The sequence below is a fragment of the Microbacterium sp. WCS2018Hpa-23 genome (assembly GCF_031843845.1).
Classification (GTDB): Bacteria; Actinomycetota; Actinomycetes; order Actinomycetales; family Microbacteriaceae; genus Microbacterium.
This window is the reverse complement of the sequence record NZ_JAVTIZ010000005.1, coordinates 144,923-168,482: the sequence shown is the minus strand read 5'-3', so window position 1 is coordinate 168,482 and position 23,560 is coordinate 144,923. Positions and strand designations below refer to the sequence as shown.

Here is a 23,560-nt window from a genome sequence, read left to right as displayed (position 1 = left end):
GGGCCGGAGCCCGGACCGGCACCCGGGCGTAGGTTGGAAGCATGGCAACCGTCGCAGCGAACATCGTCAAGACTCTCCGCGCGAATGGGATCGACCGTGTCTACGGCCTCCCGGGTGATTCCCTCAACGGATTCACCGATGCGCTCCGCAAGGACGGCAGCATCCGATGGGTGCACGTGCGGCACGAGGAGTCCGCGGCCTTCGCGGCGGCGGCGGATGCGGCGCTCACGGGCGACCTCGCGGTGGTGGCCGGCTCATGCGGCCCGGGCAACCTGCACCTGATCAACGGGCTCTACGACGCCAACCGCTCGCGAGTGCCCGTGCTGGCGATCGCGGCCCACATCCCGACCACAGAGATCGGCACCGGTTACTTTCAGGAGACCCACCCGCAGGAGCTGTTCCGCGAGTGCAGCGTCTACGTCGAGTACGTCGCCGACCCCCAGCAGATGCCGCGCCTTCTCGAGATCGCGATGCGCGCGGCGATCGAGCAGCGGGGCGTCGCGGTGCTCGTGATTCCCGGTGACGTCGCGCTCTCCGAGATCGCCGACGACCGTGCCGTCGTCATCGAGCGCGCCCGCCCTGTGATCGTGCCGAGCGGCGACGAGCTCGAGCGCGCAGCCACTCTGCTCAACGCCTCGAAGAAGACCACGATCCTCGCGGGTGCGGGCGTCGAAGGCTCGCATGACGAGGTCATCGCCCTGGCAGACAGGCTCGGTGCTCCGATCGTGCACGCCCTCCGCGGCAAGGAGTTCATCGAGTACGACAACCCCTTCGACGTCGGCATGACCGGACTCCTCGGCTTCGCCTCGGGATACCGGGCCATGGAAGCGGCCGACACCCTGCTGGTGCTCGGTAGCGACTTCCCTTACGAGCAGTTCTACCCCGAGCACGCCACGACGATCCAGGTCGACATCCGGGGCTCGCAGCTGGGCAAGCGGCATCCGCTGGATCTCGGTCTCGTCGGCGATGTCGGGGCGACCGCCGAGGCTCTGCTGCCTCGACTCTCGGCGAAGAGCGACCGCGACCACCTCGACGACTCCACTGCGCACTACCGCAAGACCAGGGCGAAGCTCGACGACCTCGCGACGCCGACCAAGGCCGGTCGTCCCATCCACCCGCAGTACCTCGCCCGACTGCTCGACGAGCAGGCGGCGGATGACGCGATCTTCACCGCTGACGTCGGCTCGCCGACAGTGTGGGCGGCGCGCTATCTGTCGATGACCGAGAACCGTCGACTGATCGGCTCGTTCACGCACGGGTCGATGGCCAACGCGCTGCTGCACGGCATCGGCGCGCAGGTCTCGCATCCTGACCGCCAGGTGATCGCCCTCGCCGGTGACGGCGGGCTCGCGATGATGCTGGGGGAGCTGCTGACCCTCACGCAGAACAGACTGCCGGTGAAGACGATCGTCGTGAACAACTCGTCGCTGAACTTCGTCGAACTCGAGATGAAGGCCGCCGGCTTCGTGAACTACGGCACTTCCCTCGATAACCCGAGCTTCGCGGCCATCGCCGAGGCCATGGGAATCTTCGCCCGTCGTGTCGAGAACAGCGAGGATCTTCCGGATGCCGTACGAGAGGTGCTCGCGCACGACGGCCCTGCGCTGCTCGACGTCGTCACGGAGCGTCAGGAGCTGTCGATGCCTCCAGCCATCGAGGCCGCGCAGGTCAAGGGCTTCGCGTTGTACGCGATCCGCACCGTGATGTCGGGCAAGGGAGACGAGCTGCTCGACCTCGCCCGGGCGAACTGGCGTCAGTTCCTCTGAGCCGCCGCGCCTCAGCTCTCGATGATCGCGCGTACCTCGGCGGCCTCGACGTGACGGCCCAATGCTTCGAGCACGTCGCCCAGCTCGAGTGCCGACACCTGACGGAGCGGCGGATGCTCGGTCGCGTGCTCCAGTGCGCTGCGGTAGATCGGCACGGCGTCGGCCGCGCGGTCGTCGCCGGCGAGCAGACGGGCGGCGAACAGCTCTGAGCCGCCGGCCGACCCTGCATCCCCGATCGCTGCGAATCCGTCGGCAGCGGTCAGCGCTGCGGCCACGGCCTCATCAGTGCGCCCGAACTGCGCGAGCGCGCGGCCGCGCGAGTCGGTGACATCGGCGAGCAGCCAGCCGGCCTCGTGCTCCTGGGCGAGCGCTGCCACCTCGTCGAAGAGGGCGAAGGCGCGGTCGTCCTGCCGCGCGCCGTAGGCCTGACCCAGGTTGTGCAGCACGTCGGCGAGGGCGCCGACTGCATCCGGGGCCTTGCGGACGATCTCGGCTGCCGTCTCGAGCGACTCGATCGCCTCGTCGCTCTCCTCGAAGCGCGCGAGGATCTTCGCACGCTCGGTCAGCGCCACGGCCTGGTCTGCGTGCTCCTCTGCCTCGCCGAAGAGCTGGGCTGCGTATCCGAACGCTCCGACGGCCTGCCCGAACTCCCCGGATGCGCCGAGCGCGCGGGCGAGGAGGGAGGTGGTCATCGCGCGCGATGCGGGGTGCACCTCGGCCTGCTCCTCTCTCTCGAGCACCTGCCCGAACAGCTCAGCGGCGACCTCGGCGTCGCCCGCTGCGAGCATGGCCCGCGCGAGACGGAAGTCGGCCCCCGGCTGATCGCCGCCCTCCTGGGCGACGAGACGCGAGGTGACGCGGTAGCGGGTGACGGCCTTCTCGGGGTCGCCTGCGTCCTCCCAGAGCGCTCCGGCGAGCAGGTGCGCCGCAGCCAGGGCCTTGGTCGCTCCGAGGCCCGCCAGCAGGCGCGACGCCTCGTCGGCGTCCACCGCACCCTCCACGAACGCCTCGCTGCCGCCGCGCACCCTGGCGCGGGTCTGCAGGGCCTGCGCCCGGTGTCCGATGCTGAGGTCGTCCTGGGCGAGGAACCGATCCAACAGAGCGGATGCCGCCTCGATGTCGTTCTTCTGCAGCACGGCGGCGATCGCGATGAGCGTCGTGGTGTTGGACAGGCGCGCGTCGTCGGCTTCGGCGAACGCGCGGGCGGCGATCTCGGCCATGTCGAGGGCTGCGCCCGGCTCCTCGGCATGCATGTGCAGCGAGGCGCGGCTGATCGCGACGTCACCGCGCGACCAGGCGGGAAGGGCTGCGGCGGTCGCGAGCTCGTCCTCGAGGGCGGCTGCCGCATCGGGGGTGTTGAGCCCGAAGGTCGCGAGGCCGAGCCGCTGCTCGAGGTCGGCCTGCGCATCGAGCCCTGCAGCGCGCAGCGCATCGATGCGTGACGGGAGCAGCGCGGCGGCTTCGTCGGCGCGATCGAGCGCGATCAGGATGCCGAGGCGCATCGACATGAGCTGGGCGAGCTTCGACGGATCCTCGACGGCGAGCGCGTGGGGGAGTGCCTGCAACGTCTCGTGCTCGGCCCCGAACTGGGCGAGGTCCATCACCCGGTCGAACCAGGCGTCGGCGTCGGCGGGAATCGTCGCGTCGGGAGCAGCGGTGAACGAATCTGATCTGATCGGGAGATCGTAGTGCTCGGTGGCCAGGGCGCGTGTGTGGGCGAGTGCGCGCGAGTGCCCCTCAGTGCCGTCACGGCGGTCGAAGTCGGCGCCGATGCGCTCGGCGGACGCCCAGGCGGCGGCAGCGAGATCAGCGGCGCCCCAGATGCCGTCGTGCTCGCCGAAGAAGGGGGTGAGCGCAGGAGCGTCGGCGCCTCGCACCGGAGTGTCGCCGTGGCCGGTCGCCGCCACACGGTCGAGCGCGAACGCGAATGCGGCGAGGGCGGCGAAATGCGCATCGACGTTGAGACCGTCGTGCGCGAGCCACGAGATGTGACGCTCGACCTGCGCAAGAGCGCGGGCTTCGTTGCCGGTCAGCGCCGAGAACACGATGTTGTTCGCGACGATCCGCAGGTTGTCGGGGTTGTCCTTCGCCAGACGGTAGCTGCGCAGGTGCGCGCTCTTCGCCTCGTCGAGGCGTCCGGCGCGCAGATACGGCACGAGCACACGTGAGAGGGCGTGCTCGGGTTCCTCTCCGCACGAGAACCCGCCCTCGAGCATCTCCTCGATGAGCCGGATCGCCTCCGCATCCCGATCGGTCTCGGCGAAGAAACCGGCGACCTGACTGCGGCCGCACGCGTCGCAGTGGCTGTGGTCGTCTCGGGGAGTCGCCTCCAGCTGCACGCGCAGCGCCTCGGCCTCGTCGATGCGGCCGGCATCCCAGGCATCCTCGAACCGTGCGGTGAGCACTCCGCTGAGACCGAGTCCCGCGGTGCGGTAGTGCGCCTCCATGTCGTCGAGCACCGCGGCGATCTGCTCGACCGAGAATGCGGGAGAGGACCGCAGCGACGACGCCATCCACTTGAACTGCCACATCAGGTCGGCGCCGCCGTATTCGAGGTCGGCAGGGAAGCGCTGCGGGTCGGCGTCATGCCGGGCGAGGCACCACGCGAACGAGTTCAGCATCACGTCGGTCGCGCCGTTCATGTTCGCCGATGCGGTCTGGCGCATCCGTGCCTCGTACTCGAGGCGCTCGTCGCCGAGTTCGACCGCGAGGCCGACGGCCTCCGCCACCAGCGCCTGCTCCGCAGGACCCCAGGGAGTGCGGTCGATCTCCTCGATGAGCTGCGTGAAGCGCTTCTGCGGACGTGCCATGCGGGGTTCCTTCTGACGGAGTGCGGATCAGAGCGCGTCGCCGAAGGGAACGGAGTCCTCTTCGATGCCGGCCGAGAGCGAGACGAGGTCGGCGAGCGCCGTGGACATGAGGGCGCGGTCAGCGTCCGAGAGCGGATGGTGCCCGGCCAGGAGCGCCTGGATGTAGAGCAGCTGCACCGTGCGGGCGAACACCGCGTCGTCCTGCACCCGCACCAGGGCGCGCACGACCCGGTTCGACCAGTTCAGACACAGGCGGGCGCTCAGATCGTCGTCGCGCGATGCCGAGAGCGTCGAGTCGATGCGGTCGAGCACTCCGCCCCACAGCGAGCCGGTGATGCCCTTCGTGCGGCCGCGGTCGATCTTTCGCAGCACCTCGGGGTCGGCCACGTAGAGGGCGGCGAGTTCGGGCTGGTCGATCGAGCGCACTGTGACCGAGCATCCGGATGCTGTCAGCACGCCTCCGGCGCGAGCCTCGAGCGCCATCGCGGCGTCGCGGTCGTCGAGGGGCGGAGGGTCGAGTCGGTCGAGCTCGCCGGTCACGTCGACGAGTTCGACGGTGATCTGCGGGTAGAGATCGGGCAGCATCCGCACGAGGTCGGCGTCGTACAGATAACCGCCGTTGACCAGCACTTCGGAGCTGGGGGAGATGCCGGCGACCTGACGGAACTCGTCGACCGACTGCGCGAAGCGCACGTGCGGGTACTGCTCGACGAGATCGCCGATGCGCATCGTGCCGTGGGTGGTCTCGAGTGTCAGCCATCGGGTGATGAACCGCGCGAGCTCCTCGTCGTGCCGCACCAGCGACTTCAGTCCCACCTCGTGGATCGCGACGAACTGGGCGAGCCGGTGCGGCTCGCGCAGGCCCAGCTCGAGCACCCAGCGACGGATGCCGGCACCGAACTGCTCGCGCACGCGCTCCAGTGCCGCGTCATCGACCAGGGACTCACGACTCGCGGTCGGCGCGAGGCCGGTCGAATCGACGACCGCCCGCACGAAGAACGCCCAATCCGGAAGCACGTCGTCGACGCGCTCGCCGAGCAGCATCCTGCCGAGGTACATGCGCGTCGCCTGCCGTGCGCCGGGCGGGGGCGCGTACGGGAGCACGTAGGCGAGGCCGTGGGTGCCGGTCGCGGGCTCGGTGAGCTCGATCACATCGAGCGGTGAGGCGCCGAGGAGGTCGCGCCCGTACCGTACCGCCTCGTCGACGTTCTCGGCGGCGTCGAGGAACGGCGCGCGGCGGGTCACGTCGACGTCGCCGTTCGGGGTGTCGATCGTGACGCGAACGGGGAGGAACTCGGCGAAGGTCGACGCCAGCTCGCGGACGGCCGCAGGGCGCAGCAGGTCGTCAGCATCGAAGCGGGGCACGAGATGCACGCTCGTGCCGACCGGCAGGTCATCGTCGATCTCGACCACGCGGAACGTGCCGTCGGCGCTGCCCGTCCACTCGAGGGCGGGGCCGCCCCGTGCGCTGCGCGAGCGGATCACGATGGTGTCGGCGACCATGAAGCAGCTGAGCAGGCCGATGCCGAACTGCCCGAGATAGTCGCTGCGGGGAAGGTCGAAGATGTCGCGCTTCGAGCTTCGCCCGACCGTCGCGAGCAGATCGGCCACCTCGCCGGCTGTCAGCCCCACGCCGTCGTCTCGCAGGACGAACTCGCCGGAGGCCTCGGTCAGCGGGGTGATGCGGATGCGTCCACCCTCGCCGTCGACCTCGCCTCGGGCCGTGATCGCGTCTCTGGCGTTCTGCAGGAGCTCCCGCAGATACACGCGAGGGCTCGAATAGATGTGGCGACTCAGAAGGTCGACGACCCCGCGCAGGTCCACCTGGAACTGCTGCACGTCAGCGCTCACTGCGCTCCCTCCGGTTGCATCCGCCCGCCGAGCCTAACAACAACACCCCGGCCCGGTTCGGCACCGGGCGGAGGATGCCGTATGCTTGACGAGCAGTTGTTGTCTGCATTCTTTCGCCGTGCCCCGGTCCTTCCGGTCCGGTTGCGGTGGCAGGATGAAGATGACACCCCGAGACCTCCCGGTCTCTAGGGCGGTAGCTCAATTGGCAGAGCAGCGGTCTCCAAAACCGCAGGTTGCAGGTTCGATTCCTGTCCGCCCTGCGCGTCAGCACACGCTGACACACGAAAGGTACATTCAGGATGGATCAGGACGAACCGCGCGGCGAGGTCGTCGCGTCAGGAGCCACCCGCGAGAAGAAGCGTGGCATCGCAGGCTTCTTCGGGAGCATCGCCCTGTTCTTCCGTCAGGTCATCGCAGAGCTGCGCAAGGTCGTCACGCCGACCCGCAAGGAACTGGTCAAGTTCACCGCGGTGGTGCTCGTCTTCGTTCTGATCGTCATGGGCATCGTCTACGGACTTGACACCCTGTTCGCCTGGGTGACGCACGTGGTGTTCGGAGTCCCGGGCGCCTGACGCCCTCGCGGCTCCGGCCGCAGTGATTGGAAAGAAACAACGTGTCTGAACGATATTCCGACGACGCCGACTGGGCGACGGCTGCCGAGCAGTCCAGTGAAGAGGATGAAGCCCAGGAGGGCAACGTTCTCGCTGCGGAGGAGAACTCGGTCACCTCGGCCGAGCACGTCGCCCTCCACATCGAGGACGTCGACGGCGAGGACGAGTCCGACACGCAGGACGACACCGACATCGAAATCGACGACCCGGAGGCTGACGCGATCGTGAACGACGCTCTCAATCTGGACGAAGCGGCTGAGTCTGAGGCTGCCGCTGAGGTCCTCAACGACTCTGTGGCGGAAGAGACCGCCGAGCTCGAGGCCGCTGAGGCCGACGAGGTCACCCCGTACGACGGCCCCGATCTCGGTGCTGACGACGAGCAGGGCGACGCTGGATCCGATGAGGACGAGGGCGCCGAGTCTGACGAGGACGACGTCGAGGAAGACCCGTACGAGGCGTTCCGCCTCGACCTGCGGATGCTCCCGGGCAAGTGGTACGTCATCCACTCGTACGCCGGTTTCGAGCGCAAGGTCAAGGCGAACATCGAGCAGCGCAAGTCGACGCTCGAGGTCGAGGACGAGATCTACCAGATCGAGGTCCCGATGGAGGACGTCGTCGAGATCAAGAACGGCCAGCGCAAGATGGTCACCCGCGTGCGCATCCCGGGCTACGTGCTCGTGCGCATGGAGCTCACGGAAGACACCTGGTCGGTCGTGCGCCACACGCCCGGTGTCACCGGCTTCGTGGGCAACGCCCACAACCCGACCCCCCTGCGTTTCGAAGAGGCCTTCAACATGCTGAAGTCCCTCGTCGAGGTCAAGGACGCCCCGACCGCGAAGAACATCGCGTCGAAGGGCGGCCTCGCCGTCGCTCGTCCGCTGCCGGCCGAGGTCGACTTCGAGGTCGGCGAGACCATCACGATCAAGGAGGGCTCGTTCGCGGGTCTTCCCGGTTCGATCAGCGAGATCAAGCCCGAGAGCGGCAAGCTCACCGTGCTCGTCTCCCTCTTCGAGCGCGAGACCCCGGTCGAGCTGTCGTTCGACCAGGTCACCAAGATGGTCTGACACCCGCTTTCACGAGAACGGCCGTCCCATTCGAGGCGGCCGTTCTCGCGTTCCCGGGCATGCCTTCGCATCAGGTAGACTTGTCTGGTTTGTGTGCCGCTTCGGCGTGCGTGCAGACGACCGCAGCCCGGAGATGCCGGGTTCGCGGGAGAGCGGATGCACCCGCATCTGTTCGATGAAAGGAAGAGGATATGGCACCGAAGAAGAAGGTGACCGGCCTGATCAAGCTTCAGATCAACGCCGGTGCAGCCAACCCGGCGCCGCCGATCGGCCCCGCGCTCGGTCAGCATGGCGTCAACATCATGGAGTTCTGCAAGGCGTACAACGCCGCGACCGAGTCGCAGCGCGGCAACGTCATCCCCGTCGAGATCACCGTCTACGAGGACCGCAGCTTCACGTTCATCCTGAAGACCCCGCCGGCCGCGGAGCTCATCAAGAAGGCAGCCGGCGTGCCCAAGGGCTCGGCGACGCCTCACACGGTCAAGGTGGCGAAGATCACCAAGGACCAGGTCCGTCAGATCGCCGAGACCAAGCAGGCCGACCTGAACGCGAACGACATCGAGGCTGCCTCGAAGATCATCGCCGGCACCGCCCGTTCCATGGGCATCACGGTCGAGGGCTGAGGAGAATAATCATGGCTACGAAGTCCAAGGCTTACAAGGCTGCCGCCGAGAAGATCGAGGCAGACCGTTTCTACACTCCCACCGAGGCAGTCGCCCTCGCCAAGGAGACCGGCTCGTCGAAGTTCGACTCGACCGTCGAGGTCGCGCTGAAGCTCTCGGTCGACCCCCGTAAGGCAGACCAGATGGTGCGCGGCACCGTCATCCTGCCCCACGGCACCGGTAAGACCGCCCGCGTCATCGTCTTCGCCACCGGCCCCGCGGCCGAGGCAGCGATCGCCGCAGGTGCAGATGAGGTCGGCGGCGCCGAGCTCATCGAGAAGGTCGCCGGCGGATGGACCGCGTTCGACGCGGCCGTCTCGACCCCGGAGCTCATGGGCCAGGTCGGTCGCCTCGGAAAGGTCCTGGGTCCGCGTGGACTCATGCCGAACCCGAAGACCGGAACCGTGACCCCGAACGCGGCCAAGGCCGTCGAGGAGATCAAGGGCGGAAAGATCGAGTTCCGCGTCGACAAGCACGCCAACGTGCACTTCGTCGTCGGCAAGTCCTCGTTCTCCGCTGAGCAGCTCGACGAGAACATCGGCGCAGCGCTCGAGGAGATCGTCCGCCTCAAGCCGTCGAGCTCGAAGGGCCGTTACATCCAGAAGGGCGCCGTGTCGACCACGTTCGGCCCCGGCATCCCGCTGGACGTCAACTCCATCTGAGTGTGATTCCTGAAAGGCCCCCGCAGACATGCGGGGGCCTTTCTGCATCCCCGGACGACATCGAGCGTCATCGGATGTTGGGATGCGGGGCGGATGCCACGTACTGTGGGTGAGTTCCGCGCCACAGCACTCGCGCCTCACACCGCACCCCAGGAGGGTCACATGTCCCGTCGCCTCATCGCCGTCACCGCACTGGTCGTCGCCGCCGCAGCACTCACCGCCTGCAGCGGAAGCACCGCACCCGCCGAGAGCAGCTCGAGCGAAGAGGGCGCGGGCGACGGCTTCGGCCTCGTCAAGGACGGCGTTCTCACGGTCGCCACCGAGGGCACCTACCGTCCGTTCAGCTTCCACGCCGACGGCGGCACGGGCGACCTCACCGGGTTCGACGTCGAGATCATCCAGGCCGTGGCCGAGAAGCTGGACCTCGAGGTCGAGTTCCAGGAGACTCAGTGGGATGCGATCTTCGCCGGCCTCGACGCAGGCCGCTTCGACGTGATCGCCAACCAGGTCAGCATCAACGACGAGCGCGAGGAGAAGTACCTGTTCAGCACCGCGTACACCGTCTCGCCCGGCGTGATCGTCGTCCCCGAGGATGACGACTCGATCTCGTCGTTCGACGACCTCGAAGGCAAGACCACCGCGCAGTCCCTCACCAGCAACTGGTACGAGCTGGCCACCGAATCGGGTGCCACCGTCGAAGGTGTCGAGGGCTGGGCCCAGGCCGTCGAGCTCGTGCGCCAGGGCCGGGTCGACGCGACCGTCAACGACAAGCTGACCTTCCTCGATTACGAGACCACCAACAGCCCCTCGGGCCTGAAGATCGCCGCCGAGACCGACGATGCCGGTGAGCAGGCGTTCGTGTTCACGAAGGACAAGACGTCTCTCGTCGAGGCGATCGACGGGGCCCTCGAAGAGCTCCGCGCCGACGGCACCCTGGCGGAGATCAGCGACAAGTACTTCGGCGAAGACGTCACCCAGTAATCCATGGAGAACCCCTGGCAGCTGTTCCTCGACTCGCTCGGGCCCATCGCCCTGGCGGGGGTGACGGTGACGGTTCCGCTCGCGCTGATCTCGTTCGCCGTGGGTCTGGTGATCGCGGTCGGTGCTGCGCTGATGAGGATCTCGGTGAACCCGATCGTCTCGGGCATCGCGCGCTTCTACATCTCGGTGATCCGTGGCACGCCGATGATCGTGCAGCTGTTCGTGATCTTCTACGGCCTCGGGTCGATCGGACTCAAGATCGACCCGTGGCCGAGCGCGATCATCGCGCTGTCGCTCAACGTGGGCGGCTACGGGGCCGAGGTCGTGCGCGCCGCGATCATCTCGGTGCCGAAGGGCCAGTGGGAGGCGGCGTACACGGTCGGCATGAACCGCACGCGCACGCTGACGCGCATCATCCTGCCGCAGGCCGCCAGGGTCTCAGTGCCGCCGCTGTCGAACACGTTCATCTCGCTGGTGAAGGACACGTCCCTCGCATCGCTGATCCTGGTGACCGAGCTGTTCAAGGTTGCGCAGCAGATCGCATCGGCGACCTTGGAGTTCATGGTGCTCTATCTCGCCGCAGCGCTGGTCTACTGGGTGCTCTGTCTCGTTCTGTCGTTCGGGCAGAGCGCGCTCGAGAGGAGGCTCGACCGTAATGTCGCCCACTGACCCCGCCCGCTCGGGTGAGCCCGCCCGCTCGGGTGAGCCCACGACGGACGCCCTGTTGACCGCGCGCGGCCTGCACAAGCGTTTCGGTGACAACGAGGTGCTCCGCGGCATCGACCTGACGCTGCATCGGGGCGAGGTCGTGGTGCTGATCGGTCCGAGCGGATCGGGCAAGACGACGGTGCTGAGGGCGCTCAACGGTCTCGAGACGCCGGACTCCGGCACGATCGTCGTGGCCGAGGGCCCAGACATCGACTTCGCACCGGACGCGCCGGTGAAGCCGAGGGTGCGCAAGCAGAAGCGCCTGGCACTGCGTGACCGTTCGGCGATGGTCTTCCAGCATCACAATCTCTTCCCGCATCTCTCGGTGATCGAGAACGTGATCGAGGGGCCGTGGCGCGTGCAGGGGCGCCCGAAGACCGAGGTGATCGCCGAGGCGCGCGTGCTCCTCGCCAGGGTGGGACTCGCCGACAAGGAGAACGCGCGTCCGCATGAGCTCTCGGGTGGTCAGCAGCAGCGCGTCGGCATCATCCGCGCGCTCGCGCTGCGCCCCGACCTGCTGCTGTTCGACGAACCGACCAGCGCGCTCGACCCCGAGCTCGTGGGCGAGGTGCTGCTCGTGATCAAGGAGCTCGCGGACGAGGGCTGGAGCATGGTGGTCGTGACGCACGAGCTGAGCTTCGCGCGAGAGGCGGCTGACCGCGTGTTCTTCATGGACGCGGGCGTCGTCGTCGAAGAGGGGCCGCCCTCCGAGATCTTCGGGGCTCCGCAGCATGAGCGCACGCAGAGATTCCTCACCCGCATCCTGCGTCCGCTCGACGGGGACTGACGACCGCCCGGATTCGGTGGCAGGATGCCGTCATGGGCACCATCGACGACTACCTCTCCGGACTCGGATCGGCTGACCGCGACAGCATCGATCGCGTGTACACGATCGCGCGAGAGGTCGTGCCCGAAGCCGAACAGGGCACGGGATACGGCATGCCGGCATTGGTCTATCACGGTAAACCGCTGCTGTCGGTGATGCGCGCGAAGAAGCACATCGGCGTGTACCCCTTCAGTCCTGCCGCCGTCTCCGCGGTGGCGGGTGTCCTCACCGACCACCCAGGCATCGGGATGGACAAGGGAACGATACGGTTCCAGCCGGAGCATCCTCTGCCTGGACCGGCGATCGAAGAGATGGTCCGTGCGCGGACCGCGCAGATCGACGGAACCTGATCAGTCAACCCTCGAGCACCGGCAGCACCAGGCTGACGGCGAGGGCGATCATCACGACGGCGATCAGTGCGTCGAGGATGCGCCATGAACGCTCGGTGCGCAGCCAGCGACCGACGTAGCGGGCGCCGAACCCGAGAGCGGTGAACCACAGGATGCTGGCGGCCATCGCTCCGGCTGCGAACAGCCAGCGTTCGTCGCCGTGGGTGGCGGCGATGGAACCGAGCATCAACACCGTGTCGAGGTAGACGTGCGGGTTCAGCCACGTGAGCGCGAGCACGGTCGCGATCACGGGGGCGAGGGATGTGCGGGGAGCGGTGCGTGTCGCCGTCGGGCCGGATCCCGATGACGGCGAGAGGCTCCCGGTCTCCTCGGAGTCCACTCGCAGCTCCTCGCCGCCGCGCCACGCACGGCGCGCGGCGATGATGCCGTACGCGAGCAGGAACAGGGCGCCGGCCCACCGGGCGACGACCACGAGCCAGGGAACGTTCGAGATGACGAAGCCCAGTCCGGCGACGCCCGCGGCGATCAGCAGGGCATCCGAGAGGGCGCAGATGATCACCACCGCCAGCACGTGCTCGCGGCGGATGCCCTGGCGCAGCACGAAGACGTTCTGAGCGCCGATGGCGACGATCAGGGAGAGGCCGAGTCCGAGGCCTGCGAAGAGGGAGATCATGGTTCCACGCTAGACATCGCTGAGCATCAGCACCAGCGACGATAACTACCGGCCCATTAGCATGACTAATGTGAAGATCGACCCCGAACTCGCCGCCACCGTCGCCGCCGTCGCTGATGAGGGAACCCTCGACGCGGCGTCGCGAACGCTGCGGGTGACTCCGTCCGCGGTCAGTCAGCGACTCAAGGCGCTCGAGGAGCAGCTGGGGCGCGTGCTCGTCGTGCGCTCGAAGCCAGTGCAGCTGACAGAGGCGGGAGAAGCGGTCGTCCGGCTCGCGCGACAGATCGCCCTGCTCGAGCACGACGCCCTCGCCGGGTTGGGGCTCGAAGGCGGGGAGGCATCGCGCACGCGCATCCCTCTCGCGGTCAATGCCGATTCGATGGCGACCTGGTTCCTGTCCCCGCTCGCGCGACTCTCGGCGGCGCATGACCTCGACTTCGATCTGCATCGGGATGACCAGAACTTCACCGCGCGGCTCCTCGAATCGGGCACCGTGATGGCGGCGGTCACGAGTGAGGCGGAGCCGGTGACGGGATGCTCGGTCGCATCGCTCGGTGTGCTCGAGTATCACGCGATGGCGGACCGCGGGTTCGTCGAGCGCTGGTTCCGTGGGGGAGTGACCGCCGAGACTCTCGCGAGAGCGCCGTTCGTCGACTTCGACCGCCGCGATGCGCTGCAGCACGAGTGGCTCGCGTCCATGGGGGCGCCGCATCAGGGGGTGCCGAGGCACTACGTGCCGGCCTCCGCCGACTATGCGCTGGCGGTGCGCCTCGGGCTCGGGTGGGGCATGGTTCCACTGCTGCAGCGCGAGGACGGGCTGGTGCCTCTCGGCGGGCCACCGCTGCGAGTGAGCCTCTACTGGCAGCAGTGGAACCTGCGCTCGGCGCTGCTCGACACGATCGCCGGCGAGGTCGCGGCTGAAGCGCGGCGCGTTCTCGCGAGCTGACGGCGGCCGACGGCGGGGTCGACACCGCGAGCGGGGTCGACGTACCGCATCCGCTCGACAGGTTTTCAAGACGCCTGGACGTTTATGACGCGAATGACGCAGGAAATGTTCAATCGTGATCCGGATGCCCTTGATTTGCGCGCACACGTGGACAAAACTGACCCGAACGAACTGAACACGCAGATGCAGGCCACTGAGGGGCGGCCGTTCCCAGGCATCCGCGCGTCGGAATTCCTGAGGGGGAATGTGCAATGTCAACGAAGGACACGCAACGCAAGGTTCTCGCAGTGCTCGCCGGAGGGCTCGTGCTCGGCGTCGGGATCGGGGTGACCCTCGCGGCGTGGAACGACTCGGAGTTCGCGACCGGCACCTTCGCCGCCGGTTCCTTCAACCTCGAAGGATCGACGACGAGCGCGACCACCGGGTACGACGACCACAACGTCGACGACGGCGACACCGCGGCGTCGCTCGTGTTCCAGCTGCCGGCCGTCGCCTCGTCGATGTCGCCCGGCGACGTCGTGTACGCGCCGTTCTGGGTGCGCCTCGACGCCACGACCACCAACTCGGCGACGCTGCTCCCCGTAGGGATCGCCGCGGGCACGGGCGGAAACGAGGCAAACCTGTCGTACACGGTGACGGCGATCGCCGCCGGCGACACGTGCGGTTCCGCAGCCACCGGAACCGTCGTCGCGAGTGGCGCGACGCTCAGTGACCAGACAGGTGCCACCTCGGTACCGCTCGCCGAGGGCACTCCGGCCGGAACCGCGGGAACACCTGTGCAGCTGTGCTTCGCGGTGACCGCGGGCGCAGGGCTCACCCAGGGCGCTGCCGCGACCGCGACGTGGGAGTTCACCGCCACCTCGACCACGGACTGATCATGACCGACACCCGCAGAGGCATGCGGGAGGGGAAGCGGCTGCGCTCCCGTCGGATACGCGCCCTGCTTGCGGGCGGGCTGGTGTTCGGCGTCGGTGCGACGATGACGCTCGCCGCGTGGAACGACTCGGAGTACGGCACGGCGACCTTCACCGCCGGACGGTTCGACATCGTCGGGGCGACGGATGGCACGACGTTCTCGAGCCACCCGGTCGGCACTCCGGCGGCGCTGTCGTTCAGCACGCCGTTCAGCGCCATGGCACCGGGCAACACGGTATACGCGCTGTTCAGCGTGAGGACGGCGAATCCCTCGGTCGCGGGCACGCTGCAGCTGAGCGTGACGTCCACGGCCGGCACCGGACTCGGGACGTACCTCCGCTACGGCGTCCGCTCGATCGCGGGGACGACATGCAACGGCACCACGTACTCGGCGGGAACTTCGGTCGTGCCCGACAACTCGACGATGGCGACAGGAGGGACCGGCACCCAGGCGGTCGCGGCGAACGGAGGCACGACCGTCAACTACTGCATCGCGGTCACGCTCCCGGCGGCGGCTGACAACGGCGCGCAGGGGCTGACCGCGATCCAGACCTGGCAGGTGGCCGGCACGTCGTCGTGACGGCGGCGGGCGGCAGCACGAGAGAGACGAAGGAGCGTCGATGAGCACACCGACGAGGCGGAGCCTGCGCGAGCAGGCAGCGTCCGTCGGCGAGCCTGCGGGCCTGCCCGCCGGCCAGGTGCCATCGGGCTCGGTGCGAGGGGCACGGCGTGGCATCGGTCGGGTACTCGCCGACATCCTGCTGTGGGTCGCGGCCATCGCCGGAGTGGTCTGCATGGTCCTGGTCGTGCTCGCCCTCACCGCGAGCATCACGCTCATCATGTTCCGCACCGGATCCATGTCGCCGACGATCCCCGCCGGATCCGTAGCGGTGGTTCAGGAGGTTCCCGCATCCGAGATCGAGGTCGGCGATGTGGTCACGGTCGACCGTGTGGGCGACCTTCCGGTCACCCACCGCGTCACCTCGACCTCGCCGGGGGCGAGCGATGCCGAACGGGTGATCACGATGCGCGGAGACGCCAACGCCGGCGACGATCCGTACCCGTACACGGTGCAGACCGTGCGGGTCGTGCTGTTCTCGGTGCCGGGGATCGCATCGGCGATCGTCGCGATGGGCAACCCCTACGTCCTCGGTGCGCTCACGATCGCGGCGACGACACTCGTCGTGTGGGCTTTCTGGCCGCGCCCGGCGGATTCCCGGCGGAGGAGAACCTCAGAGGAGCCGGGCTGATGATGCGGCGGACCGGAAGATCGCTGGCCGTCTCGGCGCTCGGCCTCGGCCTTGTCGTCGGCGTCATCGTCGCGGCGGCACCCGCCTGGGCCGCACCCTCGACGCAGGTCGTTCAGGGCGACGTGCTCCGCCTCGTCTCCGTCGCCGACTGGGATGCCGCGTCGCGCCTGCTGCCGGGCCAACCCGTGCAGTGGGATGTGACTGTCAGTGCCGAGGCCCCCGACCCGGGAACAGTGACAGTGGGCATCAGCGCGAGCGGGGACGCGGCATTGATCGTCGACGCTCTCGAATGCGCGCAGGAGTGGCAGTCGAACGGGTGCGCGGGAGGAGCGATGTCGCTGAAGACCGACTGGGCGATACCCCGTGACGGCGTCGAAGTGCAGCTCCTCGAGACAGCCGACACCGAAGTCACCCACCTGAGGTTCGTCATCGCGCTCGCCGGGGATGAGGTCGGCAGCACGCAGGTGCGGGTCCACGCGCGGGGTGCGGGGGAGTCCGCCGTGATCGGGCCTGACGGCGGCGGACTCGCCGTCACCGGCATGCCGCCGATGACGCCCTGGTTCGCCGCAGGGGGCGTCATCCTGGTCGGCGCGGGGCTCGCATCGATCGCCGTGCGCCGTCGACGGATGCTCGCTCGTGCGGCCATCGCTCGTGAGGGCGAGTCATGAGCGTGCGGCGTCGGCACCGCATCCTCGCCGGAGTCGCCGGAGTGGCTCTCCTCTTCGGTGTCGGCCTGGCACCGGTCACCCAGGTCACAGATGCCGCGTTCACCGACTCGGAGTACGGACGCGCGACGATCACGGCGTTCCGTGTTCCCGCGCCGACCATCATCGGCTGCGCGGTCGCGAACAATGTCCTCGGAGTCTTCCAGAGCGTCAGGATCGACTGGACGTCGCCCTACCCCGCGTCCGGGGTGCGGCTCACGCTCACCCAGGGTGCGACGACAGCGACGGTGCCTGCCGCCAACATCTCGACGTCCGGTCCGGCCGGCGGCCTCTACACGCATTCGGTGGTGCTCACTCAGGCGCTTCTCACGAGCCTCATCTCGAATCTTCTGGGCAGCACGACGACGCTGACGGCGACGAACCTTCTGGTGGGCACGACGTGGGTGTCCACCGGAGCAACCCGCCAGCTGTCGATCGCGCTGCTCGGACTCAACGCGTCCTGCACCTAGATCAGGGGGCGGAGTCAGTCGGCCAGTGCGAGTGCCCGGAAGGCGTCGCGCTCTCGGAGTTTCTCGCGGCGGCTGGCGGCGGCCGCCGCCGTGGCATCCGCTATGCGTGTCGGCACCTGCATGCCGGTCGTGCGCCGGTACAGCTCATCGATCAGGTCGGTGGCGAGGCCGATGAGCTTCGCGATCTCGCGGTCGTCGCGGTCGATCCAGACGCACCGGGGTTCATCGTGAATGGGGGAGAAGTCGACATGCTCCTCCCAGACGAACAGCGTGCGCTCGGCGCCGAGCACGTGCTGCTGCCACCAGATCTGACGGAGGTAGGTGCGGGGGATGCCGCGGAACGCCTTGTTCGTGGTCTTGATCTCGGCGAGCTTGACGCGTCCGTCCGCGTCGACGGCGATGCCGTCGGGAGTCGCGAGGTGGCGGTGCTCGACCTCGGCGCGGAAGAGGGCGGATGACGGAAGGATGCCGTGCGTCGCGGCCACCCAGGCGGCGATCTCGGGCTCGCGGCGCCGGCCGTGGTCCGTGTACGCGTTGCCTCCGAAGCGGGGGCCGCCGCCGAGCTTCGAGTCGGCCGCTCGGATGATCGACCTCTCGCTGGTGAGTCCTGCCACATCCGTCGCGGTGATCCCGCGCGAGCGAGCCCTCATCCAGGCCACGCGGTCGCGGGAGTCCGCGACGATGCGAGCTTGGAGTTCCGGGGTCACCTATCGAGCGTAACCCCGGTCGCGGACTCTCGTTCCCCGTACACGCCGCGCCTCGGCATCCATCCCGCATCCGGTCGGTTCTCAGCCGAAGGCGGGCCAGCTTTCGGGGCCGGAAGAACCTGCGGCGTAGTCCTCGAGAGGAATCTCGTCGCACCGCCACGCCTCGAGGATCGGTGCGACGATCCGCCAGCACTGCTCAGCGGCGTCTCCCCTCACAGCCAGCATCGGATCGCCGTCGAGGACTCCGGACAGCACTTCGGCGTAGGCCTTGAGGGCACCTTCTCCGAGTTCTGCCGACAGGGTCGCCCGTTCGAGCTCGAGCGGGTCGTCCGACGCGTTGAGGTTGAGCTCGAGCGACATCCGGTCGGGTCCGAGGGAGAAGCGGAGGACGGCCCCGTCGGAGGTGCCGGTGAGCCCGCGGGGAAGGTGGCGTACAGGACGGAAGCGCACGACGATCTCCCGTGCGGGCGTCCCGAGGGCTTTGCCGGAGCGGAGCCGGAACGGGATGCCCGCCCAGCGCGCGTTGCGCACCTCGAACGTCGCCTCGGCGAGTGTCTCGGTCCGTCGTTCCGGATCCACGCCCGGTTCGTCGACGTACGACGGCTTCGCCGTGCCGTCGATGTCTCCGGCCGTGTACCTCGCCCGACGTGACGAGCCCACCGGGTCGTCGCCCCACACCGCGGTCGCGCGGAGCACGGCGCTCGTCGCCTCGCGGAAGTCGACCTCGTCGAGGGTCGCCGGCTCCTCCATCGCCAGCACGGCGAGCACCTGGAGCAGGTGGCTCTGGATCATGTCGACCAGCGCGCCGGCTGCGTCGTAGTAGCCGGCGCGTCCCTCCAGCGCGAGCGATTCGTCGTAGACGATGTCGACCGACTCGATGCTCTCCGCCGACCACAGGGGTTCGAGGATGCGATTCGCGAAGCGCGCACCGAGAAGATTGAGGGTGGTGGACCTGCCGAGAAAGTGATCGACCCGGAACACCTGGCTCTCGGGAACCAGTGCCGTGAGCGTGCGGTTCAGCGCTCGCGCGCTCTGCTCGTCGGTGCCGAACGGCTTCTCCATGACGAGCATCGCACCGTCGGGCAGCATCTCGGGGGTGAGCGCCTCGATCGATGCCGCGGCCACAGACGGCGGCACGGCGAAGTAGATCGCGACCTGCCCCGTGCAGTCCTGCAGCAGTGCGCGCAGGTCGTCCGCTCGGGTGATGTCGGTGCGCACATAGGTCGCATCGACGCGTGTTGCGGCCTGCTCGGCACTCATCGATGCGAACGAGGTACGGATCACGGACTCGAGATCGGCATCGGTCCATTCCGCTCGGTCGGCGCCGACGATGCGCACCACGCGGGAGGACTCCCGCGTCAGCAGCTGTCCCAGCGCGGGAAGGAGGAGCCGAGAGGTGAGATCGCCACCGGCTCCGAGGATCACGAGCGTCGTCGCATCGGCCATGGTCCCACCGTAACCCGTCCGCCCTACAGAGAGTCGTGTCATGATCGGTCGATGCCCGCTCCCATCGAGGACTATGCCCTGCTCAGCGATTGCCGCACCGGTGCGCTCGTCTCGAAGGAGGGCAGCATCGACTGGCTGTGCCTCCCGCGCTTCGACGCACCGTCGCTGTTCGGAGCGCTGCTCGGAGAGGCGAGCAACGGATGCTGGAGCCTGCGCCCGCTCGATGCCACCGCGACGTCTCAGCGCCACTACGTGTCGGACACGTTCATCCTCGTCACCCGATGGGAGACCGCAGACGGCGTCGCCGAGGTGCACGAGTTCATGCCGCTGCAGCCCTCGCGCAGTGATGTCGTGCGCCGGGTCGTCGGAATCTCGGGTCATGTCGAGTTCGTCACCGAGCTGCGACTGCACTTCGACTACTCCCGCAGGCTGCCGTGGGTGAGACAGGTGGGAACGAGCGAGGAGCCGGCGCTTCGCGCGACGGCCGGGCCCGAGGCGGTGATCGTGCGCGGCGTGCGACTCGTCGCCGAGGACCACCGACACAGGGCGGAGTTCACCGTCTCGGCAGACGAGGTCCGTGATCTGACCCTCAGCTGGTTCCCGTCGCACGAGCACGCCCCGAGGCCGCTCGACGTCGACGACGCGATCGCCGCCACGAGATCATGGTGGCAGGGCTGGGCGAGCGGCATCGTGCACGACGGCGCCTACCGCGGCGAGGTCGTGCGGTCGCTGCTCGTACTGCGGGCGCTCACGAACAAGGACACCGGCGGCATCGTGGCCGCCGCCACGACGTCGCTCCCCGAGCAGTTCGGCGGCTCGCGCAACTGGGACTATCGCTTCGTCTGGCTGCGGGATGCCGCGCTGACCCTCGAAGCACTGATCGCGCACGGGTTCCTCACCGAGGCGCACCACTGGCGTCGCTGGCTGCTGCGAGCCGTCGCGGGCGAGCCGGCGGAGGTGCAGATCATGTACGGGATCGCCGGGGAGCGCGATCTCATCGAGCGCGAGCTCACGAGCCTGCCCGGCTACGGGGGTGCGGCGCCGGTGCGCATCGGCAACGGCGCGGTCGATCAGTACCAGGGAGACGTGATCGGCGAAGTTCTGGTCGCGCTCGAATGCGCCAGGATCGCGGGCCTCGAAGAGGGCGACTACTCGTGGCCCCTGCAGCGGGCGCTCCTCGAACAGGTGATCGTGTCGATGGACCGCCCCGACAACGGAATCTGGGAGATCCGGGGTGAACCGCAGTGGTTCACCCACTCCCGGGTCATGATGTGGGCGGCGCTCGACCGCGGTGTCCGTGCCGTGCGGGAGCACGGGCTCCCGGGCGATGCAGATCGATGGGCGACGGTGCGCGACGAGCTGCGGCGCGAGATCGACGAGCGCGGAGTGGATGCCGACCACGGGTACTTCGTGCAGCACTACGGCTCGACCGAGGTCGACGCCTCGCTGCTCGTGCTCCCGCAGGTCGGGTACTGCGCCCCCGGCGATCCACGGATGCTGCGCACGGTGGAGCAGATCGAGCGCACCCTGCTCACTGGCGGATTCCTCCGGCGTTATCGCACAGAGTCCGGTGTCGACGGGCTCGACGGGGGAGAGCATCCGTTCATCGCGTGCAGCTTCTGGCTGGTCGAGCAGTACGCGGTGTCCGGCCGTGTCGACGAGGCGCAGGAGCTGATGGCGAGGCTGATCGCGATGTCGAACGACCTCGGTCTGCTGTCGGAGGAATATGACGTCGTGAACACCCGTCAGGCGGGCAACACTCCGCAGGCGCTCTCCCATCTGAGTCTCATCCGCGCGGCTGACGCGCTCGCCGGTCACGGCGGACGGGCAGCCCACCGACGGTGATCTCGCCTGATTTGGGGGCAGGGGATGCGTGAGGTACAGTTGAGTCAACCGAAGACCGCTGGTCATCGTCATGCGCGCAAGCGCAAGAGGATTGAAGCTCTGCTCAGCAGGGGCCCGCGCAGGACACGAACTTTCCAAAGCTCCGTGCGCTTGCGCCGGAGCTTTTCTGTTGCCAGGGGTCGGACCCGGTGCCTCACCGCCGTGAGGCACCTCGTACACACCAAGGAGTGACCATGGCGCAGAAGGATGCATCGGTCGCCGAGCTCACGAAGTCATTCGAGAACTCGTCTGCCGTTCTGCTGACCGAGTACCGCGGTCTGACGGTTGCCCAGCTCAAGGAGCTGCGCAACAGCATCCGTCAGGACGCTGAGTACGCCGTGGTGAAGAACACGCTGACCAAGATCGCCGCCAACAAGGCTGGCATCACCGCGCTGGACGACGACCTCAAGGGTCCGTCGGCCGTCGCGTTCGTGCACGGTGACTTCGTCGCCACTGCCAAGGCTCTTCGTGACTTCGCCAAGGCCAACCCGCTTCTCGTGATCAAGTCCGGCATCTTCGAGGGCAACGCCCTCTCTGCCGACGAGGTCAACAAGTACGCCGCGCTCGAGAGCCGTGAGGTTCTGCTGGCGAAGGCTGCGGGCATGATGAAGGCCACGATGGGCAAGGCTGCCGCCACCATCGATGCTCTTCGCGAAAAGCTGGAGACCGCCGAGGCCGCGTAAGCGACCCGACGTTCTCGTTCAACAAACCCCATCTATCTAGGAGATACATCATGGCTAAGCTCACCACTGAGGAGCTGCTCGAGCAGTTCGCAGGCCTGACCCTCATCGAGCTCAACGACTTCGTCAAGGCGTTCGAGGAGAAGTTCGAGGTCACCGCTGCTGCCCCCGTCGCCGTCGCAGGTGCCGCTGGTGCTGGCGCAGGTGCCGAGGCTGAGGAAGAGAAGGACTCCTTCGACGTCATCCTCGAGGCTGCTGGCGACAAGAAGATCCAGGTCATCAAGACCGTCCGCGAGCTCACCTCGCTGGGTCTCGGCGAGGCCAAGGCTGTCGTCGACGGTGCTCCCAAGGCCGTGCTCGAGGGCGCGAACAAGGAAGCAGCCGAGAAGGCCAAGGCTGCCCTCGAAGAGGCAGGCGCCACGGTTACCCTCAAGTAATCCGTTCCAGGTCGCGGCCCAGCGCCTCGCCCTGGATGCGTCTGAACGCTTCACGAAAGCCCCGGGTTCTCCCGGGGCTTTCGTGCGTCGTGGGGCGACGGGATGACGCGACGCTCAGCGTCGACCGGCGGTGGAACTGCGCACGACCAGGGCGGATGCCGTGACGGTGTGCTCCCGAGGGGAATCCGGCTGGTCGATCTGCTGCTGCAGCAGCCGTACTGCCTCGTGACCCTGTTCGCGTGGGGACTGCTTGATGGTCGTGAGAGCGAACATCTCGGCGTGCTGATGATCGTCGACGCCGACGATGCTCAACTCGGTGGGCACCGCGATCCCCAGGCGCCGCGCGGCGATCATCGCTCCGATCGCGGCCTCGTCGCACACGCCGATGATCGCGGTGGGGCGGCCCCGGCGGTCGCCGAGCAGCTCGACCGCGGCGGCATAGCCACCGGGCATGGTCGGGGGAGAGTCCGCGATCCGTGCGACCGCCTCGAGTCCGGCCGCGGCCAGCGCCTCGAGATAGCCCTCGACGCGCTGGGCATCACCGAAGCTGAGGTCGTCGGGGTCGGCGGACCCTCCGACGAAGGCGATGTCGGTGTGGCCCAGTTCGATCAGGTGCTCGGTGGCGATGCGCGCGGCGGCGACGTCGTCGATCGACACGGCACTCGATCCTTCGCTGTAGGGTCCGACGCTGACGAGTGGTCGCTCCGAGCGGTGCAGACGCTCGAGCTCCTGCGCGCTCGGCTGTATGCCGACCGCGATGATCCCATCGAAGCGTCGACCGGGCAGCACTGCGTCGAACAGACGCTCACGCGTGTCGGTCCCCTCGCGGATGCCGTACAGGGCGAGCTCGTAGTCGAGCGCGAACAGCGACTCCTGGATGCCGGCCAGCAGCTCGGAGAAGAACCAGCGGTCGACAGGTGGCATGATCACCCCGACGGTCTGGGTGCGTCCGGTCGCGAGGCTGGTGGCGGAGGAATGCGCGACGTAAGCCAGCTCGTCGGCTGCATCCGTCACCCTCTTGCGGGTGCCCGCTGAGACGTATCCACGACCGCTGAGCGCCCGACTCGCCGTCGCCTTGGACACGCCTGCACGCGCCGCGACGTCCGCGATCGTGCTCATCGGTCCTCCTCGACCATGCGTGCGGCGCCCAGCCCCTC

The 23,560-nt window shown here is 68.2% G+C and carries 24 protein-coding genes and 1 tRNA gene; 19 read left to right on the top strand and 6 right to left on the bottom strand.

Annotated elements, in window-relative coordinates; genetic code table 11:
• The first annotated feature begins 41 nt into the window (after positions 1–41).
• Positions 42–1,766, top strand: a complete 1,725-nt coding sequence (gene poxB, locus RQG77_RS10080; RefSeq protein ID WP_311244599.1) for a ubiquinone-dependent pyruvate dehydrogenase — start codon at positions 42–44, stop codon at positions 1,764–1,766.
• 11 nt (positions 1,767–1,777) lie between these two features.
• Here poxB and RQG77_RS10075 read toward each other — a convergent pair whose 3' ends face one another.
• Together RQG77_RS10075 and RQG77_RS10070 are read right to left on the bottom strand one after the other, a co-directional pair.
• Complete coding sequence (locus RQG77_RS10075) at positions 1,778–4,576, bottom strand: hypothetical protein (protein WP_311244598.1); 2,799 nt, start codon at positions 4,574–4,576, stop codon at positions 1,778–1,780.
• Positions 4,577–4,603: 27 nt separating this feature from the next.
• Positions 4,604–6,427, bottom strand: coding sequence for an HSP90 family protein (locus RQG77_RS10070; RefSeq protein WP_311244597.1), 1,824 nt, complete (start codon positions 6,425–6,427; stop codon positions 4,604–4,606).
• A 187-nt stretch (positions 6,428–6,614) separates the two neighbouring features.
• On the opposite strand from RQG77_RS10070, the gene RQG77_RS10065 reads away from it, so the two are divergent.
• The 9 genes from RQG77_RS10065 to RQG77_RS10025 all read left to right on the top strand — a co-directional run bounded on the left by RQG77_RS10065 (position 6,615) and on the right by RQG77_RS10025 (position 12,291).
• A tRNA-Trp gene (locus RQG77_RS10065) sits at positions 6,615–6,687 on the top strand.
• Between the two features lie 39 nt (positions 6,688–6,726).
• Complete coding sequence (gene secE, locus RQG77_RS10060) at positions 6,727–6,999, top strand: preprotein translocase subunit SecE (RefSeq protein WP_056514052.1); 273 nt, start codon at positions 6,727–6,729, stop codon at positions 6,997–6,999.
• Positions 7,000–7,040: 41 nt separating this feature from the next.
• Positions 7,041–8,102, top strand: a complete 1,062-nt coding sequence (gene nusG, locus RQG77_RS10055) for a transcription termination/antitermination protein NusG (protein ID WP_311244596.1) — start codon at positions 7,041–7,043, stop codon at positions 8,100–8,102.
• Positions 8,103–8,293: 191 nt separating this feature from the next.
• On the top strand, positions 8,294–8,725 hold the full coding sequence (rplK, locus tag RQG77_RS10050) for a 50S ribosomal protein L11 (protein ID WP_056312763.1): 432 nt from the start codon (positions 8,294–8,296) through the stop codon (positions 8,723–8,725).
• Between the two features lie 11 nt (positions 8,726–8,736).
• Entirely contained in the window at positions 8,737–9,426 is a 690-nt protein-coding gene (gene rplA, locus RQG77_RS10045) for a 50S ribosomal protein L1 (RefSeq protein ID WP_311244595.1), read from the top strand.
• A 162-nt stretch (positions 9,427–9,588) separates the two neighbouring features.
• A complete protein-coding gene (locus tag RQG77_RS10040; RefSeq protein WP_056312760.1) occupies positions 9,589–10,407 on the top strand; it encodes an amino acid ABC transporter substrate-binding protein in 819 nt (272 codons plus the stop codon).
• A 3-nt stretch (positions 10,408–10,410) separates the two neighbouring features.
• Positions 10,411–11,076, top strand: a complete 666-nt coding sequence (locus tag RQG77_RS10035) for an amino acid ABC transporter permease (protein WP_056312758.1) — start codon at positions 10,411–10,413, stop codon at positions 11,074–11,076.
• Positions 11,063–11,902 (top strand): amino acid ABC transporter ATP-binding protein, encoded by an 840-nt coding sequence (locus RQG77_RS10030; RefSeq protein ID WP_311244594.1) that lies wholly within the window; start codon positions 11,063–11,065, stop codon positions 11,900–11,902. The genes RQG77_RS10035 and RQG77_RS10030 overlap by 14 nt, the downstream gene beginning before the upstream one ends.
• A 32-nt stretch (positions 11,903–11,934) precedes the next feature.
• Positions 11,935–12,291: a DUF1801 domain-containing protein gene (locus RQG77_RS10025; RefSeq protein ID WP_311244593.1), complete on the top strand. Its 357-nt coding sequence runs from the start codon at positions 11,935–11,937 to the stop codon at positions 12,289–12,291.
• A 4-nt stretch (positions 12,292–12,295) separates the two neighbouring features.
• On the opposite strand, the gene RQG77_RS10020 is transcribed toward RQG77_RS10025, so the two are convergent.
• A complete protein-coding gene (locus RQG77_RS10020) occupies positions 12,296–12,964 on the bottom strand; it encodes a LysE/ArgO family amino acid transporter (RefSeq protein ID WP_311244592.1) in 669 nt (222 codons plus the stop codon).
• A gap of 70 nt (positions 12,965–13,034) precedes the next feature.
• Here RQG77_RS10020 and RQG77_RS10015 point away from each other — a divergent pair, with 70 nt between their 5' ends.
• From RQG77_RS10015 to RQG77_RS09990, 6 genes are all read left to right on the top strand, one after another.
• Positions 13,035–13,910, top strand: coding sequence for a LysR family transcriptional regulator ArgP (locus tag RQG77_RS10015; RefSeq protein WP_311244591.1), 876 nt, complete (start codon positions 13,035–13,037; stop codon positions 13,908–13,910).
• A 251-nt stretch (positions 13,911–14,161) separates the two neighbouring features.
• Positions 14,162–14,785 (top strand): SipW-dependent-type signal peptide-containing protein, encoded by a 624-nt coding sequence (locus tag RQG77_RS10010; RefSeq protein ID WP_311244590.1) that lies wholly within the window; start codon positions 14,162–14,164, stop codon positions 14,783–14,785.
• 2 nt (positions 14,786–14,787) lie between these two features.
• Positions 14,788–15,405 (top strand): SipW-dependent-type signal peptide-containing protein, encoded by a 618-nt coding sequence (locus tag RQG77_RS10005; RefSeq protein WP_311244589.1) that lies wholly within the window; start codon positions 14,788–14,790, stop codon positions 15,403–15,405.
• Positions 15,406–15,445: 40 nt separating this feature from the next.
• Entirely contained in the window at positions 15,446–16,075 is a 630-nt protein-coding gene (locus RQG77_RS10000; RefSeq protein WP_311244588.1) for a signal peptidase I, read from the top strand.
• On the top strand, positions 16,075–16,743 hold the full coding sequence (locus tag RQG77_RS09995) for a hypothetical protein (protein ID WP_311244587.1): 669 nt from the start codon (positions 16,075–16,077) through the stop codon (positions 16,741–16,743). Before RQG77_RS10000 ends, RQG77_RS09995 begins: the two co-directional genes overlap by 1 nt.
• Complete coding sequence (locus tag RQG77_RS09990) at positions 16,740–17,249, top strand: hypothetical protein (RefSeq protein WP_311244586.1); 510 nt, start codon at positions 16,740–16,742, stop codon at positions 17,247–17,249. Before RQG77_RS09995 ends, RQG77_RS09990 begins: the two co-directional genes overlap by 4 nt.
• Before the next feature lie 14 nt (positions 17,250–17,263).
• Here RQG77_RS09990 and RQG77_RS09985 read toward each other — a convergent pair whose 3' ends face one another.
• Complete coding sequence (locus RQG77_RS09985) at positions 17,264–17,956, bottom strand: YqaJ viral recombinase family protein (RefSeq protein ID WP_056312743.1); 693 nt, start codon at positions 17,954–17,956, stop codon at positions 17,264–17,266.
• 81 nt (positions 17,957–18,037) lie between these two features.
• Positions 18,038–19,402 (bottom strand): glucose-6-phosphate dehydrogenase, encoded by a 1,365-nt coding sequence (locus tag RQG77_RS09980; RefSeq protein ID WP_311244585.1) that lies wholly within the window; start codon positions 19,400–19,402, stop codon positions 18,038–18,040.
• 51 nt (positions 19,403–19,453) lie between these two features.
• On the opposite strand from RQG77_RS09980, the gene RQG77_RS09975 reads away from it, so the two are divergent.
• The 3 genes from RQG77_RS09975 to rplL all read left to right on the top strand — a co-directional run bounded on the left by RQG77_RS09975 (position 19,454) and on the right by rplL (position 22,403).
• Positions 19,454–21,247, top strand: a complete 1,794-nt coding sequence (locus RQG77_RS09975; protein ID WP_311244584.1) for a glycoside hydrolase family 15 protein — start codon at positions 19,454–19,456, stop codon at positions 21,245–21,247.
• A gap of 233 nt (positions 21,248–21,480) precedes the next feature.
• The gene (rplJ, locus tag RQG77_RS09970; protein WP_045255761.1) at positions 21,481–21,969 is read left to right on the top strand and encodes a 50S ribosomal protein L10; all 489 of its coding nucleotides are present in this window, start codon (positions 21,481–21,483) and stop codon (positions 21,967–21,969) included.
• 50 nt (positions 21,970–22,019) lie between these two features.
• A complete protein-coding gene (gene rplL / locus RQG77_RS09965) occupies positions 22,020–22,403 on the top strand; it encodes a 50S ribosomal protein L7/L12 (protein WP_056514013.1) in 384 nt (127 codons plus the stop codon).
• A gap of 114 nt (positions 22,404–22,517) precedes the next feature.
• Here the strand turns inward: rplL and RQG77_RS09960 are convergent, their stop codons facing one another.
• Positions 22,518–23,522, bottom strand: coding sequence for a LacI family DNA-binding transcriptional regulator (locus RQG77_RS09960; protein WP_311244583.1), 1,005 nt, complete (start codon positions 23,520–23,522; stop codon positions 22,518–22,520).
• Positions 23,523–23,560: the final 38 nt, after the last annotated feature.

What these genes read in the sequence shown, in the direction of transcription:
- poxB (WP_311244599.1), top strand. Translation starts at nt 42, where the DNA reads ATGGCAACCGTCGCAGCGAACATCGTCAAGACTCTCCGCGCGAATGGG.
- RQG77_RS10075 (WP_311244598.1), bottom strand. Translation starts at nt 4,576, where the DNA reads ATGGCACGTCCGCAGAAGCGCTTCACGCAGCTCATCGAGGAGATCGAC.
- secE (WP_056514052.1), top strand. Translation starts at nt 6,727, where the DNA reads ATGGATCAGGACGAACCGCGCGGCGAGGTCGTCGCGTCAGGAGCCACC.
- rplK (WP_056312763.1), top strand. Translation starts at nt 8,294, where the DNA reads ATGGCACCGAAGAAGAAGGTGACCGGCCTGATCAAGCTTCAGATCAAC.
- rplA (WP_311244595.1), top strand. Translation starts at nt 8,737, where the DNA reads ATGGCTACGAAGTCCAAGGCTTACAAGGCTGCCGCCGAGAAGATCGAG.
- RQG77_RS10040 (WP_056312760.1), top strand. Translation starts at nt 9,589, where the DNA reads ATGTCCCGTCGCCTCATCGCCGTCACCGCACTGGTCGTCGCCGCCGCA.
- RQG77_RS10035 (WP_056312758.1), top strand. Translation starts at nt 10,411, where the DNA reads ATGGAGAACCCCTGGCAGCTGTTCCTCGACTCGCTCGGGCCCATCGCC.
- RQG77_RS10030 (WP_311244594.1), top strand. Translation starts at nt 11,063, where the DNA reads ATGTCGCCCACTGACCCCGCCCGCTCGGGTGAGCCCGCCCGCTCGGGT.
- RQG77_RS10025 (WP_311244593.1), top strand. Translation starts at nt 11,935, where the DNA reads ATGGGCACCATCGACGACTACCTCTCCGGACTCGGATCGGCTGACCGC.
- RQG77_RS10020 (WP_311244592.1), bottom strand. Translation starts at nt 12,964, where the DNA reads ATGATCTCCCTCTTCGCAGGCCTCGGACTCGGCCTCTCCCTGATCGTC.
- RQG77_RS10010 (WP_311244590.1), top strand. Translation starts at nt 14,162, where the DNA reads ATGTCAACGAAGGACACGCAACGCAAGGTTCTCGCAGTGCTCGCCGGA.
- RQG77_RS10005 (WP_311244589.1), top strand. Translation starts at nt 14,788, where the DNA reads ATGACCGACACCCGCAGAGGCATGCGGGAGGGGAAGCGGCTGCGCTCC.
- RQG77_RS10000 (WP_311244588.1), top strand. Translation starts at nt 15,446, where the DNA reads ATGAGCACACCGACGAGGCGGAGCCTGCGCGAGCAGGCAGCGTCCGTC.
- RQG77_RS09995 (WP_311244587.1), top strand. Translation starts at nt 16,075, where the DNA reads ATGATGCGGCGGACCGGAAGATCGCTGGCCGTCTCGGCGCTCGGCCTC.
- RQG77_RS09990 (WP_311244586.1), top strand. Translation starts at nt 16,740, where the DNA reads ATGAGCGTGCGGCGTCGGCACCGCATCCTCGCCGGAGTCGCCGGAGTG.
- RQG77_RS09980 (WP_311244585.1), bottom strand. Translation starts at nt 19,402, where the DNA reads ATGGCCGATGCGACGACGCTCGTGATCCTCGGAGCCGGTGGCGATCTC.
- RQG77_RS09975 (WP_311244584.1), top strand. Translation starts at nt 19,454, where the DNA reads ATGCCCGCTCCCATCGAGGACTATGCCCTGCTCAGCGATTGCCGCACC.
- rplJ (WP_045255761.1), top strand. Translation starts at nt 21,481, where the DNA reads ATGGCGCAGAAGGATGCATCGGTCGCCGAGCTCACGAAGTCATTCGAG.
- rplL (WP_056514013.1), top strand. Translation starts at nt 22,020, where the DNA reads ATGGCTAAGCTCACCACTGAGGAGCTGCTCGAGCAGTTCGCAGGCCTG.
- RQG77_RS09960 (WP_311244583.1), bottom strand. Translation starts at nt 23,522, where the DNA reads ATGAGCACGATCGCGGACGTCGCGGCGCGTGCAGGCGTGTCCAAGGCG.